The organism is Microtetraspora niveoalba (genome assembly GCF_001570405.1).
GTDB classification, from domain to species: domain Bacteria; phylum Actinomycetota; class Actinomycetes; order Streptosporangiales; family Streptosporangiaceae; genus Microtetraspora; species Microtetraspora niveoalba.
The window spans coordinates 113,942-130,965 of the sequence record NZ_BBYM01000006.1; the positions used below are offsets into that span (position 1 = coordinate 113,942).

General features: G+C 73.0%; 14 protein-coding genes. 4 read left to right on the forward strand and 10 right to left on the reverse strand.

Annotation, left to right across the window (positions count from 1 at the left end; all coding sequences use genetic code 11):
* Positions 1-15: 15 nt before the first annotated feature.
* The 7 genes from AWQ70_RS06210 to AWQ70_RS06240 form a co-directional block, all read right to left on the reverse strand.
* Positions 16-2,385 (reverse strand): FxsB family cyclophane-forming radical SAM/SPASM peptide maturase, encoded by a 2,370-nt coding sequence (locus AWQ70_RS06210; protein WP_218004435.1) that lies wholly within the window; start codon positions 2,383-2,385, stop codon positions 16-18.
* Positions 2,386-2,400: 15 nt separating this feature from the next.
* Positions 2,401-2,580 carry an FxSxx-COOH cyclophane-containing RiPP peptide gene (fxsA, locus tag AWQ70_RS06215; RefSeq protein WP_067171618.1) on the reverse strand — a complete coding sequence of 60 codons (180 nt, stop codon included), beginning with the start codon at positions 2,578-2,580 and terminating at the stop codon, positions 2,401-2,403.
* 257 nt (positions 2,581-2,837) lie between these two features.
* On the reverse strand, positions 2,838-3,719 hold the full coding sequence (locus AWQ70_RS06220; protein ID WP_084516573.1) for a DUF4231 domain-containing protein: 882 nt from the start codon (positions 3,717-3,719) through the stop codon (positions 2,838-2,840).
* Between the two features lie 31 nt (positions 3,720-3,750).
* On the reverse strand, positions 3,751-4,245 hold the full coding sequence (locus AWQ70_RS06225; RefSeq protein ID WP_067171619.1) for a hypothetical protein: 495 nt from the start codon (positions 4,243-4,245) through the stop codon (positions 3,751-3,753).
* Between the two features lie 31 nt (positions 4,246-4,276).
* Positions 4,277-5,611: a M20/M25/M40 family metallo-hydrolase gene (locus AWQ70_RS06230; protein WP_169808622.1), complete on the reverse strand. Its 1,335-nt coding sequence runs from the start codon at positions 5,609-5,611 to the stop codon at positions 4,277-4,279.
* On the reverse strand, positions 5,608-7,485 hold the full coding sequence (locus AWQ70_RS06235; RefSeq protein WP_245646769.1) for a dipeptidyl-peptidase 5: 1,878 nt from the start codon (positions 7,483-7,485) through the stop codon (positions 5,608-5,610). The genes AWQ70_RS06230 and AWQ70_RS06235 overlap by 4 nt, the downstream gene beginning before the upstream one ends.
* Entirely contained in the window at positions 7,482-8,639 is a 1,158-nt protein-coding gene (locus AWQ70_RS06240; protein WP_245646771.1) for a C39 family peptidase, read from the reverse strand. Before AWQ70_RS06240 ends, AWQ70_RS06235 begins: the two co-directional genes overlap by 4 nt.
* 227 nt (positions 8,640-8,866) lie before the next feature.
* Between AWQ70_RS06240 and AWQ70_RS06245 the strand changes: the two genes are divergently transcribed.
* A complete protein-coding gene (locus AWQ70_RS06245) occupies positions 8,867-9,205 on the forward strand; it encodes a hypothetical protein (RefSeq protein ID WP_067171626.1) in 339 nt (112 codons plus the stop codon).
* Between the two features lie 76 nt (positions 9,206-9,281).
* Here the strand turns inward: AWQ70_RS06245 and AWQ70_RS06250 are convergent, their stop codons facing one another.
* The 3 genes from AWQ70_RS06250 to AWQ70_RS40175 all read right to left on the reverse strand — a co-directional run bounded on the left by AWQ70_RS06250 (position 9,282) and on the right by AWQ70_RS40175 (position 11,945).
* On the reverse strand, positions 9,282-10,454 hold the full coding sequence (locus AWQ70_RS06250) for a DUF5925 domain-containing protein (RefSeq protein WP_067171627.1): 1,173 nt from the start codon (positions 10,452-10,454) through the stop codon (positions 9,282-9,284).
* A 145-nt stretch (positions 10,455-10,599) separates the two neighbouring features.
* Positions 10,600-11,022 carry a VOC family protein gene (locus tag AWQ70_RS06255; protein ID WP_245646772.1) on the reverse strand — a complete coding sequence of 141 codons (423 nt, stop codon included), beginning with the start codon at positions 11,020-11,022 and terminating at the stop codon, positions 10,600-10,602.
* 134 nt (positions 11,023-11,156) lie between these two features.
* A complete protein-coding gene (locus tag AWQ70_RS40175) occupies positions 11,157-11,945 on the reverse strand; it encodes a hypothetical protein (protein WP_157529916.1) in 789 nt (262 codons plus the stop codon).
* Positions 11,946-12,270: 325 nt separating this feature from the next.
* Between AWQ70_RS40175 and AWQ70_RS06265 the strand changes: the two genes are divergently transcribed.
* From AWQ70_RS06265 to scpA, 3 genes are all read left to right on the forward strand, one after another.
* Complete coding sequence (locus AWQ70_RS06265; RefSeq protein WP_084516575.1) at positions 12,271-13,053, forward strand: peptidoglycan recognition protein family protein; 783 nt, start codon at positions 12,271-12,273, stop codon at positions 13,051-13,053.
* A 68-nt stretch (positions 13,054-13,121) separates the two neighbouring features.
* Positions 13,122-14,909 (forward strand): methylmalonyl-CoA mutase family protein, encoded by a 1,788-nt coding sequence (locus AWQ70_RS06270; protein WP_067171628.1) that lies wholly within the window; start codon positions 13,122-13,124, stop codon positions 14,907-14,909.
* Positions 14,906-17,023 carry a methylmalonyl-CoA mutase gene (gene scpA / locus AWQ70_RS06275; RefSeq protein WP_067171629.1) on the forward strand — a complete coding sequence of 706 codons (2,118 nt, stop codon included), beginning with the start codon at positions 14,906-14,908 and terminating at the stop codon, positions 17,021-17,023. Before AWQ70_RS06270 ends, scpA begins: the two co-directional genes overlap by 4 nt.
* The last annotated feature ends 1 nt before the right edge of the window (position 17,024 follow it).

Below are 17,024 nucleotides of genomic sequence, written 5' to 3' on the forward strand. Positions count from 1 at the left end.
GGCGGCCCCCACCGGTCAGCGGCGGAAGGCGTCGCTGTGCGCTCTGGCCGCCCGCTCGGCGGCCTTGTCGGCCGCCTCCGCCACCGGCTCCTCCAGCCACGGGGCGACCGTCTCCCGCATACGGGCGACGAACCACGCGCCGACCGGGGTCAGCGCGCCCGAGGCGGCGAGCGTCTCGACCGCCTCGGCGGTCTGGCCGCGCCAGCGGGCGAACTCCCGCTCCGCCGGGTCGGGCGCGGCGTGCCTGCGCACCCGCCAGAAGTCCGTGACCGCCAGATGCGCGTACGTCCCCTGGAGCAGCCCCTCCAGCGGCCGGGGGTCCTCCCGCCAGGGCGCGTAGTACAGCCGGCCGCCGGTCTCCTCATGCAGGTCCAGCATGTCGAGGATCGCGCCGAGCTTCACGTGCTGGAACTCGTGCACGATCAGCAGCGCGAGCGTGGCCGGGTCCTCCGGCAGGGCGGCGGCGACCGCGCCGAACGCGTGCCGCGCGGTCGAGCTGACGTCCCGGCCGGGCGGCGCGGGCGCGAGTGGCGTGAGCGTGCTCAGGCCCGCCCGCAGGCCCGGCGCGTACGCGGGCAGGTCCGCCTCGATGAGCCGCCACGCCTCGTCGAACCGCTCCTGCCAGGCGGCGAGGTCGGCCTCGGTGAGCCGGGAGGCGGCCGGCCACTGGTGGCAGTCGCGATGGGGGTCGGCGTCCTCGAGCAGCACGGAGAACCCTCGCGAGGTGAGGCGCCGCGCGGGACGCCAGCACGCCTGCGCGGGTGCGTCCCCGGCGGCCCGCCCGTCGTCGATCCGGGGGCGGCCGTCCTCGATCACCAGGGTCGCGGTGCCGTCGTGCCGGGCGGCCGCGCCCGTCAGCGTGCCCTGCCCCGGCAGGTGGACCGCGCCGTCGACGACCTCGACCTCCAGCTTCGCGTCGAGCCCGGCGCGCAGCGCGGCGGCGGCGGCGAGGTTGGCCAGGTAGCCGGGCCGCGCCTCGCCGCGCAGGCAGGACACCGCCCAGGCGCGTACGTACGGGTGGGCGAGGGTGGCGTCGAGGGCGTCGCGGTTGGTGGCGTCGATCTCGGTGAGCAGGTCCCACGCGGGCCGGCTCAGCCGTTCGGCGGCCCGCCCGGCGGCCCGGTCGGCGGCGTCGCGCCGCAGCGCGGCCAGCAGCGCGCGGGCCAGGCTGGCCTGGCCGGCGGCCAGGTGGCCGATCTCCTCGGCGCCGCCCATCCCGGAGGCGAGCGTGCGGAGCGCGGCGTGCGGCAGTGCGTGGGCGGCGGGCATGGTGATCCTGTCCCGGACGTGGGTGATCAGTGTGAAGAGGTCGGAGCAGAAGACGCTCGGGTTGGAGAAGCCGCTGCCGGAGCGGTACCGGTGGGGGTAGAGGCCCCCGCCGCAGCTGTCCACGACGGGGCAGGCCCGGCACTGCTCGGCCAGGCCGTCCAGGCCGAGCTGGCGTGCGATCACGCCGGGGTGCGCGGCCACCTCGTCGAGGGAGTCGCGCAGGACGTGCTGCCCGGTCGCGGGCGCGCTGTCGTAGGCGACCTTGAGCGAGTCGACCTGCTCGTAGGAGCCGTCGGTCTCGATGACGACGAGACTGCTCGGCTCCAGGCCGATCGCCTCGGTGCGGCTCGGCCCGCCCCGGCTGGTGCTCTCGATCGAGTCGAAGAGCCGGACGTAGACGGGCCGCCCGTCCGCCTGCCACCGGTCGAAGATCGTGATCAGCCAGTCGGCGTACGCGGTGCCGGTGGGGCGGGGCGGCGGGGCGTCCCAGGTGGCGTGGGGGAGCAGGAAGTCGACGCGGGGCGGCTCCAGGTCGACCAGCGCCTCGTAGACCCGGATCGGGTCGTTGGCGACGTCGATGGTGCACAGGATGCCGCCGTACAGCTCGGGCCGCCCGCGCAGCAGGCCGATCGCCCGGACGACCTGGTCGTAGCTGCTGCGGCCGTCGGCGTACCGGCGGTGCCGGTCGTTGGCGGCGCGGTCGCCGTCGAGGGAGATCCCGACCCGGACGCCGTGCTCGGCGAACACGTCGAGGAAGCGGTCGTTCAGCAGCACGCCGTTGGTGTGGACGCGCAGGTCGAGCGCGCACCCTTCGGGAAGGCCCGCGCGCAGCTCGGCGGCGATGGCCGCCAGCCGGGCCGGTCCGGCGAGCAGCGGCTCGCCGCCGTGCAGGACGACGTGCGCCTCGTCGAGGCGGTGCCGCCGGGCGTGCTCGGAGATCCGCGCCACGGCGGCGGTCACCGTCACCGGTGACATCACCTTGGGGCGGTCCCGCCAGCTCTGGTCCGCGTGCTCATAGACGTAGCAGTGGTCGCACGCGAGGTCACAACGGCTGTGCACCTTCAGGACGAACTGGCGGAACGGCACGATCGGCCGGTCGAACGGTCGGTCCAACACCGCCCCGGCCCCGGATCAGATCGAGGACTGGAACGCGGCGACCCCGACCCGGGTGTCCGGCGAGTCGGGCAGGACGCGGCGCAGCATGTCGCCGAGGTCCGCGCCTCCGTACTCCTGGACCTCTGACAACGCGACGTGGCGCAGGTCCTTCAGCTCGGAGGTGATTTCCGATGGGATTTCTTCGACGGCATTCATGGCCGAAACCCTTTCAGTGGGCCGAAATGGCGGAAATGTGTGCTTTCATCAGAGCTCCAGCCACACTTTGTAGCGAGTGTAGCGCGCAGTGTTACGACCCTCGCCGACGCCGGAGGGCTCGTTGTTCGCGGCGGCAAACCGCGCTCCGGCGTTATCCCCCAAAGCGGAAAAAAGCCCCACGGGAAAGGGTGAAAAAAGCACACCCGTACCATACTTTTCTTACCCCTGCCCAGGAAAGATCTATTTGCGGGCCCGAGTCACCCGTGCGAGGTCCGCCAAAGGGCGTGCTCACGGGAGATCGTCTCCTCGGCCTCGTGCACGAACCGGGCCCACTCCTCCTCCGACGACGGCCACTCCGCGCGGGCGACGATCTCTCCCAGCTCCAGCGCGGCCAGCGAGTACGCGGAGGCGAGCCGGCGGTACTGCCGGGTCTGGATCCAGGCGATGCCGGCCGCGCCCAGCGCGCCGACGATGCCGGGGAGATCCACGTCGAGCACGTTCGCCCCGTTCAGCACCGCCGCCACCAGGCCGAGCGCCTCCAGCACCGCCAGCGCCACCGACCACCGGGACGCGCGGCGCTCGTTCGCCATCGCCCTGCCGCGGTACCAGGACCGCTGGTCGTCCACACGCCCGGCGAGGTACCGCCGCCTGCGCTCGTCCAGGGGAAGCCGCCTGGTCCGCTTCATCGTCGCCGTCAACTGCGCGTCCTCGTCCGACAGCGGGATCGGGGCGAAGGGGTGCAGGTCCCTGGCGATCGACCCCAGCCGGCGCAGCAGCAGGTCGTCGACCCCCTGCTCGTCCTGGCCCGCGCATCCGAACGGCTCGCCGCCCGCGACGTACCGCCAGGCCAGCGACTTGGCCGACTCGGCGGCCACCCGCGCCTGCGACCACTGGTGGCCCGGCATCGCCGTCAGCAGGTAGACCTCGAGGACGAGGGCGCACGCGAGCGCCGCCGCCGCGATCACCGCGGCAAGGTCGATGTTCGCCACGTCCATGCTGAACGCGCCGAAGGTGGCGGCCGTGACCAGCGTCCCCAGCCGCAGCCCCGTCGTGACCATCAGCCTCCGCTGGCCCAGGATCGCCGTGCGGTCGGCGGCACGGAAGATCGCGGGGAACTCCTCGGGGGGAATCGACTCCACACGTCGAGATGAATTCCCCTGCCCCGGAGTGTCAAGAGCTTTCCGACCGGGCGGCCCCCTCCGGCCACACCACCCGGACCTCGATGTCGCGCCGCAGCGCCTCCCCGACGACCTCGGCCGTGCCGCCCCGCCCCCGGGCGGGACGCCCGTCCCACACGGCGATCAGCAGGTCGGCGCCGTCGAGCAGGACCTCGTTCGCGCTGCGGTACGTCTCCGGGGTGGGGACGTCGTACGGCAGGCGCACCACCGACCCGGCCCGGGCGAGCAGCCGCTCGAACTCGGCGCGGTCCCGCTCGGGCAGCGCCCGGCCGTAACGGCGCGCGGGGACGACCACCTCCAGCGCGCCGCCCAGGTCGAGCACCGCGTCGGCGAAGATCTGGTCGGCCCCGGGAGCCAGGCACGACACCCCGACCACGGCCGGGCCCCGGCCGCGGAGCTCCTCGTGGATGGCGGCGGCCACCAGGTCCAGGGTCGCCGGAGTCAGGTCACGATGGCCGGTCACCGCGACGCGGAGCGCCTGGCGCATGGGCGTCACCTCCGCGGAGGTTCGTACCCGCTCAGCGCTCCCCGGTCGCGCCGTCCTCCGTGCCGTCCTCCGCGCCGTCCCTCGCGTCGCCCGCCAGCAGCAGCCGGTCCAGGACGCGGACCCCGAACTCCAGCCCCTCCACCGGCACCCGCTCGTCGACGCCGTGGAACATCCCGAAGTAGTTCAGCCCGGGAGGAAGGAGCAGCGGCGCGAAGCCGTACCCGCGGATCCCGATCTGGGCGAACGCCTTCGCGTCCGTGCCCCCGGTCATCACGTACGGGACGGGGTGGCCGGTCGGGTCCTCGGCCAGCAGGGCGGCCCGCAGCTCGTCGAACAGGCCCTCTGCGGGGGAGGAGACCGCGTCGCCCATGCTGACGAACTCGCGGGTGACCTTCGGGCCGAGCAGCCGGTCGATCGTCTCCAGGAACTCGTCGCGGTACCCCGGGAGGAACCGCCCGTCCACGTGCGCGTGCGCCGTGCCGGGGATGACGTTGACCTTGTATCCCGCGTCCAGCATCGTCGGGTTGGCCGAGTTGCGCAGCACGCCCTTGAACAGCATGGCCGCCTGCGGCAGCCGCTCGATCTCCTCGTCCAGCCGGTCGAGGTCGATCGTCGTGCCCAGCGCCTGGGAGAGCCCCTCGACGAGCGTCGCCACGGCGGGCGTGAGCCGCACCGGCCAGCGGTACTCGGCGATCCGGACCAGCGCCCGCGACAGCTCCACCACCGGGTTGTCGGCCGCGGGCTTGGACCCGTGCCCCGCGACACCCTTGGCCGTGAGCCGCATCCACGCGGTGCCGCGCTCGCCCACCGCGACCGGATAGATGCGCGTGTCGCCCTGGTGCCAGCTGAACCCGCCGGACTCGCTGATCGCCTCCGTGCAGTCGGCGAACCAGTCGCGGTGCTCGTCCACCACGTAGCCCGCGCCGTACTCGCCGGTGGCCTCCTCGTCGGCGACGAACGCGAGCACGATGTCGCGCTTCGGCCGCACCCCGCGGCGGGCCCAGTCGCGCACCGCCGTGAGGGTCATGGACAGCGTGCCCTTCATGTCGACCGCGCCCCGGCCGTGGACGCACCCGTCCTCCACCTCGCCGGAGAAGGGGTGCAGCCGCCACTCGGACGCGTCGGCCGGGACGACGTCGAGATGGCCGTGGATCAGCAGCGCGTGCGGATCGGTGCCGTCTCCGGGGATGCGGGCCAGCACGTTGGTGCGCTGCGGCGCGGACTCCACCACCGTCGGCTCGATGCCGACCTCGTCGAGCAGGCCCGCGACGTACTCGGCGGCCTTGCGCTCGCCGGAGCCGGGGTTGGTGGTGTCCATCCTGATCAGGGTGGAGCAGATCTCGGCGACCTCGGTCGTCATGGTCATGCGGACTCTCCCGGAGTGAACGTCACGGACGGGCCCCGCAGAACGAGCGGCGGGACCTCGGGCGTCGGGAAGCCGAAGACCTGGCCGTAGAAGGCGAGCTCGGCTTCCAGCACCGCGACGATCGTCTCCTCGCGTCGCCACCCGTGTTGTTCCCCGGGGAAGGCCAGGTACGCCCAGCGTCCGCCGGTGCTCTCCAGCGCCTCGGCGAACCGCTCCGCCTGGGACGGATCGACGATCGCGTCCTCCAGGCCGTGCATGAGCAGCGCCGGGCCCGACGCCCGGGCGGCGTGCAGCGCGGGGGACCGGTCGGTGTAGCGCTGCCGGGTCTCGGGCAGGGGGCCGATCAGCCCGTCGAGGTACCGCGACTCGAAGTCGTGCGTCTCCGCCGCCCAGCTCTCCGGATCGGCGATCCCGTAGTGCGCGACCGCGCCGCAGAAGACGTCGCTGTGCACCAGGGCCGCGAGCGACGTCCAGCCGCCCGCGCTGCCGCCCCTGATCGCGACCTTCCCCGCCGTGCCGTCCGCGAGCAGCCGGCGCGCCACGGTCTCGCAGTCCCGGACGTCCACGACGCCCCAGTTGTGCCGCAGCCGCTCCCGGTAGGCCCGGCCGTACCCGGTGGAGCCGCCGTAGTTCACCTCGGCCACGCCGATGCCGCGGCTGGTGAAGAAGGCCACCTCCAGGTCCAGGATGGGCGCCGCGGCGCTCGTCGGCCCCCCGTGCACGAACACCACGTACGGCGGCGGCCCCTCGGCCGACGCCGGGCGCAGCGGCGCGTACAGGTGGGCGTGGATGCCGTCGATCGTCACCGGCTCGGGGGTCGGCAGCAGCTCGGCCGGGGGCAGCCTTTTAGCCGGGGACACCGTCTCCCGCCTCCCGGTCGCCAGCTCGATGCGCACCACCTCGTAGGGCCGGTACGGCGAGGCGGCGACGCCGACGACGTGGGTGGCGTCGGCGGCCAGGGTCGGCGACCAGTAGGTGGCGTCGCCGCCGATCTCCCTCGGAGGGGCCCCGCTCTCGTCGACCACGCCCAGCCGCCGCCCGTCGGCGGTGCCGTACATGGTGACGAGGGAGTCGCCGGCGAGGGCGAAGAACGTCTGGCCGAGCTTCCACACGGCGTCGCCGAACTCCAGCGGCAGCGGCGTGAGGTTGCGGGCCCGCGCCGGTTCGCCGTCGGAGTCGAGCGGGACGAGGTGGATGTTCCACCAGCCCGTCGTGTCGGTCACGGCGTAGAGGCTGCGGGAGTCCCGCCACTCGGCCTGGGCGACCGCGCCGCCCGCGACCACCTCGTGCGGCCGGGAGCCGTCGAGGGGCGCCACGCACAGCTCGGTGGCGTCCCACGGCATGTCCGGGTGGTTCCACCCGATCCACGCGATATGCCGCCCGTCCGGGGAGACGCGGGGATTCATCAAGAAATGATGGGCTTTGACGATGACGCGGAGCGGGCCGCCGTCGAGGGGCACCGCCACGATGTCCCGCTCGCGGCCGGTCTCCCGGACGCACAGCACCTCGTCACCGTGGATCACGAGGTCGCCGTACCGCGCCGGGCCCTCGGGGGTGAGCGGGACGGGGTCGCCGCCGGGAGGGCAGCGGTAGAGCCGCTGGTCGGCCCAGTTCGTGAACACCAGCGCGCCCCGGTGGGACCGCCACGACCGCCCGCCGTACTCGATCACCCGGTTGCGGGCGTTCCACCCCTGGGGGAGCACGTCCTCCACGGTCCCGTCGGCGCGGCGGCGCACGACGCAGCGGCGGCCGCCCTCGTGCGGGCGGGGCTCGTCCCACCACACCTCGTCGCCGGAGATCTCCACCCACAGCGGGCGGTCGTCCACCCGGGCAACGTCGACGGCGCTGATGCTCACCGGTTCGGTCAGGCTCACCAGTTTCCTTCGGAGAGAGGGAGTGGGACGTCCGGCGGGTGGATCACATGGGCGATCCCCCCGCTGCTGGAGCCGCGCAGCCAGACGTTCTCGAACGCCTCGCGCGGATAGACCCGCCGCACGGCCTCGTCCGAGGGCGCGGCCGGGTCGTTGGCGATCACGTCGCCTTCCGGCGTGAAGCCGGTGACGACCATGATGTGCCCGCTGGTCGAGTACCCGGAACCGGGCAGCTCGTGCTCCTTGAACGACTGCGAGGTGATCACGGGGATGCCCGCGTCGAGGAAGAGCTCCAGCTCAGACAGTGAGCGTAGCCGGGTCACGAAGCCGTCGAGACCATAGCGGCCCGCGTAGGCCACCCCGAACGGCCAGTTCCCCGTGCCCTGGTAGCTGTGGTCGTACATGTGGCGGGCGGCGTGGTCCACGGCGGGGCACGGATCGTCGGCGCCGACCCAGGTCAGGTCCTCCGGGGACGGCCCGCGCCCCCAGTAGCCGAGCACCATCGTGAACGAGGCCGGGCTGCACCACGACTCGCCGCCGCCGTCCCATTCCGGGTGGTGCCCCAGGTGGACCATCTGCGACCGGCGCGGCACGTTCAGCTCGACGCCCGCCGCCGGCGGCCGGGGGGACGGGCCCGCCGGCGGCACCGCCGACGCCATCACGTTGACCGAGCGCACCCGGCCGCCCTCGCCGTACAGGGTGACCCGGATCCGGTACGCGACGACGGGCCGGGTCGCGACGAACGTGTCGACCGCGACGTCCCCGTCCTGGTCGCCCTGCCCGGGCAGGGAGGTGCGGTGGATGTCGGTGTCGCCCTCGGCCCAGCGGCCCATGCAGTACCACTTGGTCAGGGAGCCGGACGCGGTGCGCGCCTGCAGCTCTATCTGGAGCCAGGAACCGGGAGGGGTGTTCGCCGTCCAGGAGGGCACCAGCTCGGTCGCCGGGAAGCCGATCTCCCGCTCCTCGGAGGTCCAGCGGACGTACGGCCAGCTCCTGCGGCCCTCGGCGCCGCGGTCGCCCTCACCGGGCCGGTCGCCGTCCGGTCCGCCGGGCGAGTCGAACGGGTCGAGGTAGGGGGCCACGCCGCTCTCCCGGCCCTCGAAGGACCACCGATGGAGGACGACCCTGCTCAGACGTGCCGGCGACGAGGTGACCACCTTGCTGATTGTGGTTTCCGACCGTAAGCGGCACATCGGATGGTTTACGTATTGGTTTACCGATACGAAACATCGGATCGCGCCAGGAACGGGCGCCCGCGGACAGAGATCGACAAAGCGGGGCGTAGTACCCTCGTCACTGTACGTCGAGGGCCTTTCGCAGGCGGACACGTATGACACCGCTCATGCGGACACCTGAGGTGAGGCCGTCAACGGGGGGTGTCTGCATGGAAACGTTGCGACTCGTCCTGGTCTTTCTCCATCTCGTCGGCTTCTCCGCCCTTCTCGGCGGGTTCCTCCGCCAGATGCAACTCCGAACGATGCTGATCGGGCGTCCCGTCGTCGTGGCCGCCGTCGCCCAGTTCGTCACGGGCGCACTGCTCATGTGGGTCCGCGGCTCGATGGACATGTCGATCTCCGACCAGAAGATGGCCGTCAAAGCGGGCCTCGACCTGGCCATCCTGCTGCTCGCGGTCGTCGGCGCGCGGATCAGGCCGCCGTGGGCCTTCTACGGCATCGGCGCCCTGGCCGCCGTCACCACGGGAGTCGCCGTCTTCTGGACCTGACCGTCCGTCCGGGCGTCGCCGGCTCCTCGGGCCCGGCCGTCCCCGCCGCGCGGGGACGGCGGGGACCGGCGGACGGTCAGAGGTACAGGCCGGTCGAGGCGGTGGTCTCGGGCGCGGTGAGGCCGCGTCCCTCGCGCAGCGCGAACAGCTCCGCGAGCGTGGCCCCCTCGGGCCCGACCCCCGCCACCGCGCCGTACGGCGCGCCCGAGCCGGAGCCTCCGGGCTCGCCGGGCGGCGCGTTGAGCCAGGCCACGGCCTCGTCCTGGGCCAGGCGTCCGATCTCGATCTGCGCCAGGCACCGGCCGGGCCGCACGACCGCCGGGTGGAGCTGGTTCAGGTCCTCGTTCGTCGTGATCGCGACGAGGACGTCCCGCCCCTGCCCGAGCAGGCCGTCGGTCAGGTTCAGCAGCCGGGACAACCCCTGGCCGGTGGACTGCTTCGCCTCCGCGCGGATCAGCTCGTCGCAGTCCTCGAGGACGAGCATCCGCCAGCGGGGCTCCTCGTCGTGGTCGGGGCAGTCGCAGCCGACCGCCACGTCCATGAGGTACCCGGGGTTGTTGAACAGCCGCTCCGGGTCGAGGACGCAGTCCACCTGGCACCAGCTCGTCCACTCGCGGGCGAGCGTGCGCAGCAGCGTCGTCTTGCCGGTGCCGGGCGGGCCGTGCAGCAGGAGCAGCCGCCCGCTCACGTCCTGCGGCCGGATCGCCATGAGCCGGTCGAGCCGGTCCTTGGCCGCGCGCGGGTAGTTGCGCCTGATCCCCTCCCAGGGGGAGGTCGTGATCGGCTTGGCGGAACGGCGCCGACCGTGGTCGGACATCCACACGAAGCCCATCGCGACCTGGTCCTCGTTCTCGGAGACCGGCTCCTCCGCGCCGCGGGTCGCCTCGTCGAGCACCGAACGGGCCAGTTCCTCGTTCGCCGCCGTCACCGTGAAGGTGGCGGACCTGCTGCTGTAGCGGACCACCCGCAGGGTCCACCCCTCGCCCGAGATCAGGCGCGACTCGTGGCCGTCGGTGTGCTGGGCGACCCGGAGCACCCGCCCGCCCGCGGGGACGGTCGCGGCGTCCAGCCGTACCCGGTCGACGGTGGTGCTGCGGGACCACGGCTGGGTTCCCGTGGCGAACGGCGACAGGGCGAGCGCGTCGATCACGTCGGCCGGGCTGTCGCCGTCGTCGAGCCACACGTTCATCGGGAGCGGCTCGCGAGGTTCGGGGCTGGAGGAGAAGTCGACCTCCTTCACGATGGACATGCCTGCCATGATCCCGGTGGCGTGTCGGCGTGTCGACGGATTTAGCACGGTTCGTCGGTTCAATCTTCGCTTCCCGTGCGGAACGGCCGCCGCTCCGCTCCGATTCGCCGTCGTCCGCGTTCGGAGCGTGAGCGGGGGCGCCGCGTCAGGCGGGCGGAATCCGTTGGAGGAACTCCAGCCGGTTGCCCACGGCGTCGGCCGCGTAGAAGCGCCGGTGGCCGGGGAAGTCGCCGTCCCAGACCACCTCCACGCCGTGCCCTTCCAGCCGGGCGGCCAGGCCGTCTAAGTCGGCGACGAGGATGCCGGGATGGGCCTTGCGGGCCGGGCGGAAGTCCTGCTCGACTCCGAGATGGATCTCCAGGGAGTCGGCCCGCACCCACAGGCCGCCGCGCGCGGCGAGCACCGGCGGCTTGGGGATCTCGATCATGCCGAGGATCCCGACGTAGAAGGCGCGGCAGGCGTCCTCGCTGCCCGGCTCGATCGCGAGCTGGACGTGGTGCAGGCCGTAGCCGAGCTCCGACACGTGGTCGGGGCCGTACCCCCGGCTGGAGATCGTCTCTTCGGTCACCGTTCCTCCGTCTCCGCGCGCCGCCCCGGGACCTGGCCGCCCGGAGGGGACGTTCGGGACAGAGTGTGTCACCGCGCCGCTGGCCCCTCGGCGCCGAGCCGGCTTCGCCGGCGCCGAGGGGCGGGGGAGTCCTGTCAGGCGACGATCGCGACGACCGCCGAGGCGTAGCCGACGGCCTCGAGCGCCGACTTCACCGTGCCGTCGAGGTTGAGCTTGACGCTGTTCTTGCAGCTCACCTTGTAGCTCGACGACGCGCGCCAGGCCGTGGGGAGCGAGGAGATGGTGCCCGACTTGCTCCAGTTGTGGTCACGGGAGCCGGAGTCGAACGTTCCGTGGAGCCGGCCGAAGGTCTCGAACACGAACGCCGAGCCCGACGACATGCGGACGACGCAGACGCCGGAGAAGTTGTAGCTGGTGGCGCCCGAGTCGTGCATGTGCCCGGACCACTGGTACGTCCCGTTGTCGTACAGGGTCAGCGACGTCCAGCCGCCCACCGGGACCCCTCCGCCGAAGGTGACCCTGCGGTTGACGGCGATCGGCGAGGACGGCCTGGACGACGAGGCGAGGCGGCCGGCCGCGGCGGCGTTGTCGGCACGCACCTGGGCGCGCACGGACGGGGTGACGCAGACGTCGTCGCCGGAGAAGGCCTCGCGCCAGACGTAACCGGTCACGCAGGTGTGGGGGCCGTACGCGCCGTTGGTCCAGCGGGAGGCCTTGACGGCGTTGTCCTGAGCGGTCTGTGCGCGTACGGCGGGGGTCACGCAGACGTGGTCGGACGGGCGGGCCTCGCGCCAGACGTAGCCCTGGGCGCAGGTGTCGGGACCGTAGCCGGCGGCGGACGCGGGCGCGGCGGTGACGACGGCGGGCAGGACGGCGAGGCCGGCGATCGCGGCGGTGGCGAGACCGAGTGCGGCGCGCTTCATGGTGATCTCCTGAGAGCGGATGCTTCCCGGCGTGACCCTTGCCTTCCGGGCTGTGCACCGAGTGAAAGGCCGCCCGCTTACACGTCCCTTGAGCGCGGCATACATACCGCTGTGCAAGGAGGTTGCAAGGCGGAGACGACGGCCGCCGGTCGCAACCTGGAGTACCGGCAAAAATGGGGAAAAGGATGTTGTCAATTAGGTAATGCGGTTAGGGTCGTTGTGCCGGTATTCCCTGGTCGCGCGTGTGGATTCGCCGGTTCCGGTCCGTTCCCCGGCCGGGGCCTCCGGCGCTCCCCGTCCGCGTCGTTCACCCGGGAGTACGTCCGTGGCCATCGATCTCGTCTCTCGCGCCGAGTGGGGCGCCCGCGCCCCGAGGGGCTCCTACACGCGGCTGTCCTCCACCAAAGGGGTCAAGGTCCACTACACCGGGGGCAGGGTGGATCCCGCCATCGTCGAGGACCACGCCAGGTGCGTGGCGATGGTGAAGTCCATTCAGGAATTCCACATGGACGGCAATGGCTGGATCGACATCGGCTATTCCATGATCGCCTGCCCGCATCGGAAGGTGTTCGTCGGGAGGGGACCGCACAATCTGCCCGCCGCCAACGGCCCCGGCCTGAATTCCGGGCATTACGCGGTGCTCGGCCTGGTCGGGAACTCCGGACTGGTACGGCCCCCCGACGGCCTCCTGAACGCGATCCTCGACGCGGTCGACCACCTCCGCGCCCAGGGCGGCGCGGGCAGGGAGATCAAGGGGCACCGCGACGGCTACTCCACCGACTGCCCCGGCGACGCGCTCTACGCCTGGGTGCGCGAGGGCGCGCCACGCCCGGGAGACGGCGGCGGGGAGCCCGCTCCCGGGAGCGTCCCGGAGTGGCCCGGGCGGCTGCTGAGGTACCCGCCCGTCACGCGGGGCGGGGACGTCCGGGACTGGCAGCGGCAGATCGCCCGGCTCGGGTACACGATCGAGGTGGACGGCGCCTACGGGCCCGAGTCCCGGGCCGTCTGCGTCCGGTTCCAGAAGGACCGGCGTCTCGACCCCGACGGCATCGTGGGCAGACTGACCTGGGACGCCGCCTTCGCCCCCGCCGCGCCCGCCACCATGTGAGAAATCCCTTCCCGCAGACCGGGACCCCGGATAAATGTTCTGGCCGCGGTGCGCCTAGCATCCCTCGCATGACGGTGCCGCCTCTTGAAGTCGCCGCCTTCCCGCCTGGCACGCGGGAGCAGTGGCGCACGCTCGCCCTCGGAGTCCTCCGGAAGTCCGGCGTCCTCGGCGACGACGCCGCGCCCGCCGCGGCCGACGAGGCGCTGTCCTCCACGACGCACGACGGCGTGACGATCGCCCCGCTCCACGACGCCTCCGACCTGCCCGCCGCCCCCCGCGTCGTGCGGCCCGCCGGCCCCTGGGACGTACGGCAGCGCCACGCGCACCCGGACCCGGCGGTGACCAGGGAGGCCGTGCTGGCCGACCTGGAGAACGGCGCCGCCTCCATCTGGCTGGACCTGACCTCCATCGGCCCCGGCGCGCTGCCGCGGGTGCTCGACGGCGTGCTCCTCGACCTCGCCCCGGTCGTGCTGGAGGCGGGCGACCGGGCGCACGAGGCGGCCACCGCGTTCCTCGACCTGCTGGCCGAGCGCGGCGTGACCCCTCCCGGCGGCAACCTCGGCCTCGACCCGCTCGGCGCCCGCGCGCGCGGCGCCGGATCCGGGACGGGCGAGGACGCCGGGGAGATCCTGCGGCGCTGCGTGCGCGACTTCCCGGCGCTGCGGGTGTTCGTCGCCGACGCCCTGCCGTACCACGACGCGGGCGCCGGCGACGCGGAGGAGCTGGGCTGCTCGATCGCGACCGGCGTCGCGTACCTGCGGGCCATGACGGACGCCGGGCTCTCCGCCGAGGAGGCACTCGGGCGGATCGAGTTCCGCTACGCGGCCACCGCGGACCAGTTCCTCACCATCGCCAAGCTCCGCGCGGCCCGGCGCCTCTGGGCGCGGGTGGCGGAGGTCGTCGGCGGTCCCGGCGAACAGCTCCAGCACGCGGTCACCTCGTCGGCGATGATGACCGCCAGGGACCCCTGGGTGAACATGCTGCGCACCACGCTCGCCTGCTTCGGCGCGGGCGCCGGCGGCGCGGACGCGGTGACCGTGCAGCCGTTCGACGCCGTCCTCGGCCTGCCCGACGCGTTCGCCCGGCGCATCGCCCGCAACACCCAGTCGCTGCTGCTGGAGGAGGCGGGCGTGGCGCGCGTCCTCGACCCGGCCGGCGGCTCCTGGTACGTCGAGCGGCTCACCGCCGACCTGGCCGAGAGCGCCTGGGCCTGGTTCCAGGAGATCGAGCGCGCGGGCGGCATGGCCGCCGCACTGGAGCGGCTCGTCCCGGAGCGGCTGGCGGCCACCCGCGCCAGGAGGGCGGACGCCGTCGCCCACCGCCGCGACCCGATCACCGGGGTCAGCGAGTTCCCCAACCTGGCCGAGAGGCTGCCGGAACGCGAGCCGGGCCACGGGCTCGCCGGCGCCCCCACCGGAGAGGGGCTGCCCCGCGTCCGGTACGCCGAGGAGTTCGAGGCGCTGCGCGACCTCGCCGACGCCCGGGACGAGCGGCCGACCGTCTTCCTCGCCACGATCGGGCCGGTCGCCGTCCACACGGCGCGCGCCTCGTTCGCGGCCAACCTCTTCGCGGCGGGCGGCGTCGCCACCGTGACCAGCGGGCCGGGCACCGACGCCGCGGCGATCGCCGAGGCGTTCCGCGACGCGGGGACGCCGGTCGCCTGCCTGTGCTCCAGCGACCGGATGTACGGCGAGCACGCCGAGGCCGTGGCGGCCGCCCTGCGCGAGGCCGGGGCACGACGCGTGTGGCTGGCCGGAAAGGGCGAGTATGAAGGAGTGGACGACCGCGTGTACGCAGGATGCGACGCGCTCGGCGTGCTCCGCACGACCTTCGACGACCTGGGAGTGACCCGATGACCATTCCTGACTTCTCGGGCATCGACCTGGGGCCCGGGGCGGCCGCAGCGCCGGACGTCGACGGCGGCGTGTGGGAGACGCCGGAGGGCATCGAGGTCCGGCCGTTCTACACCGCCGAGGACCTCAAGGGCATCGACTTCCTCGAGACGTACCCCGGCGTCGCGCCGTACCTGCGCGGGCCCTACCCCACCATGTACGTCAACCAGCCGTGGACGATCCGCCAGTACGCCGGCTTCTCCACGGCGGAGGAGTCCAACGCCTTCTACCGGCGCAACCTCGCCGCCGGGCAGAAGGGCCTGTCGGTCGCGTTCGACCTGGCCACCCACCGGGGCTACGACTCCGACCACCCCCGGGTCGCGGGCGACGTCGGCATGGCCGGCGTCGCGATCGACTCGATCTACGACATGCGGCAGCTCTTCGACGGGATCCCCCTCGACAAGATGAGCGTGTCGATGACCATGAACGGCGCGGTCCTGCCGATCCTCGCGCTCTACATCGTGGCGGCCGAGGAGCAGGGGGTGGCGCCCGAGCAGCTCGCCGGGACCATCCAGAACGACATCCTCAAGGAGTTCATGGTCCGCAACACCTACATCTACCCGCCGGGCCCGTCGATGCGGATCATCTCCGACATCTTCGCGTACACGTCCCGGCGGATGCCGAAGTTCAACTCGATCTCGATCTCCGGCTACCACATCCAGGAGGCCGGGGCGACCTGCGACCTGGAGCTGGCCTACACGCTCGCCGACGGCGTCGAGTACCTCCGGGCCGGTGTGGCGGCGGGCCTGGACATCGACGCGTTCGCGCCGCGCCTGTCGTTCTTCTGGTGCATCGGCATGAACTTCTTCATGGAGGTGGCCAAGCTCCGCGCGGCCCGGCTGCTGTGGGCCGAGCTGGTCCGCGGCTTCGGCGCGAAGAACCCCAAGTCGTTGTCGCTGCGCACGCACAGCCAGACCTCCGGCTGGTCGCTGACCGCCCAGGACGTGTTCAACAACGTCGTACGCACCTGCGTGGAGGCGATGGCCGCCACCCAGGGGCACACGCAGTCGCTGCACACCAACGCGCTGGACGAGGCGCTCGCCCTGCCGACCGACTTCTCGGCGCGGATCGCCCGCAACACGCAGCTCCTGCTCCAGCAGGAGTCGGGCACCTGCCGGGTGATCGACCCGTGGGGCGGCTCGTACTACGTCGAGCGGCTCACCAACGACCTCGCCGCCAGGGCGTGGGCGCACATCCAGGAGGTCGAGCGGGCCGGGGGCATGGCCCGCGCCATCGACCAGGGCCTGCCCAAGCTGCGCATCGAGGAGGCGGCGGCCCGCACCCAGGCGCGCATCGACTCCGGCCAGCAGCCCGTCATCGGCGTCAACAAGTACCGCCCGGAGGCCGACGAGCCGATCGAGGTGCTCAAGGTCGACAACACGGCGGTGCGCGAGCAGCAGCTCGACAAGCTCCGCCGGCTGCGCGCCGAGCGCTCCCAGGCCGACGTCGACGCCGCGCTCGACGCGCTCACCAGGGCCGCGGCCGGGGACGGGAACCTGCTGGAGCTGGCCGTGGACGCGGCCCGCGCCAAGGCCACCGTGGGGGAGATCTCCGCCGCGCTGGAGAAGGTGTTCGGACGGCACGCCGCCGAGATCCGTACCATCTCGGGCGTGTACCGCGAGGAGGTGGGCGAGGGAGTGGACGAGGTCCGCGCCGCCTGCGCCGAGTTCGAGAAGGCCGAGGGCCGCCGCCCGCGCATCCTGGTCGCCAAGATGGGCCAGGACGGGCACGACCGGGGTCAGAAGGTGATCGCGACCGGGTTCGCCGACCTCGGCTTCGACGTGGACGTCGGCCCGCTGTTCCAGACCCCCGAGGAGGTCGCGCGCCAGGCCGTGGAGGCCGACGTGCACGTCGTCGGGGTCTCGTCGCTCGCCGCCGGGCACCTGACGCTGGTCCCGGCGCTGAAGCGGGCGCTGGCCGACCTCGGCGCGGACGACATCATGATCGTGGTCGGCGGCGTGATCCCGCCGGGCGACTTCGACGCGCTGCGCGAGGCCGGAGCGACGGCGATCTTCCCGCCGGGCACCGTGATCGCGGACGCCGCCCTGGACCTGCTGCGCGCCCTGTCCCGCACGTGAC

Excerpts from the sequence above, each read along its gene's own strand:
- AWQ70_RS40175 (WP_157529916.1), bottom strand. The coding sequence starts at position 11,945 with ATGAAGCGCGCCGCACTCGGTCTCGCCACCGCCGCGATCGCCGGCCTC.
- fxsA (WP_067171618.1), bottom strand. The coding sequence starts at position 2,580 with ATGAATGCCGTCGAAGAAATCCCATCGGAAATCACCTCCGAGCTGAAG.
- AWQ70_RS06245 (WP_067171626.1), top strand. The coding sequence starts at position 8,867 with ATGGAAACGTTGCGACTCGTCCTGGTCTTTCTCCATCTCGTCGGCTTC.
- AWQ70_RS06225 (WP_067171619.1), bottom strand. The coding sequence starts at position 4,245 with ATGCGCCAGGCGCTCCGCGTCGCGGTGACCGGCCATCGTGACCTGACT.
- AWQ70_RS06270 (WP_067171628.1), top strand. The coding sequence starts at position 13,122 with ATGACGGTGCCGCCTCTTGAAGTCGCCGCCTTCCCGCCTGGCACGCGG.
- AWQ70_RS06230 (WP_169808622.1), bottom strand. The coding sequence starts at position 5,611 with ATGACCATGACGACCGAGGTCGCCGAGATCTGCTCCACCCTGATCAGG.
- scpA (WP_067171629.1), top strand. The coding sequence starts at position 14,906 with ATGACCATTCCTGACTTCTCGGGCATCGACCTGGGGCCCGGGGCGGCC.
- AWQ70_RS06250 (WP_067171627.1), bottom strand. The coding sequence starts at position 10,454 with ATGTCCATCGTGAAGGAGGTCGACTTCTCCTCCAGCCCCGAACCTCGC.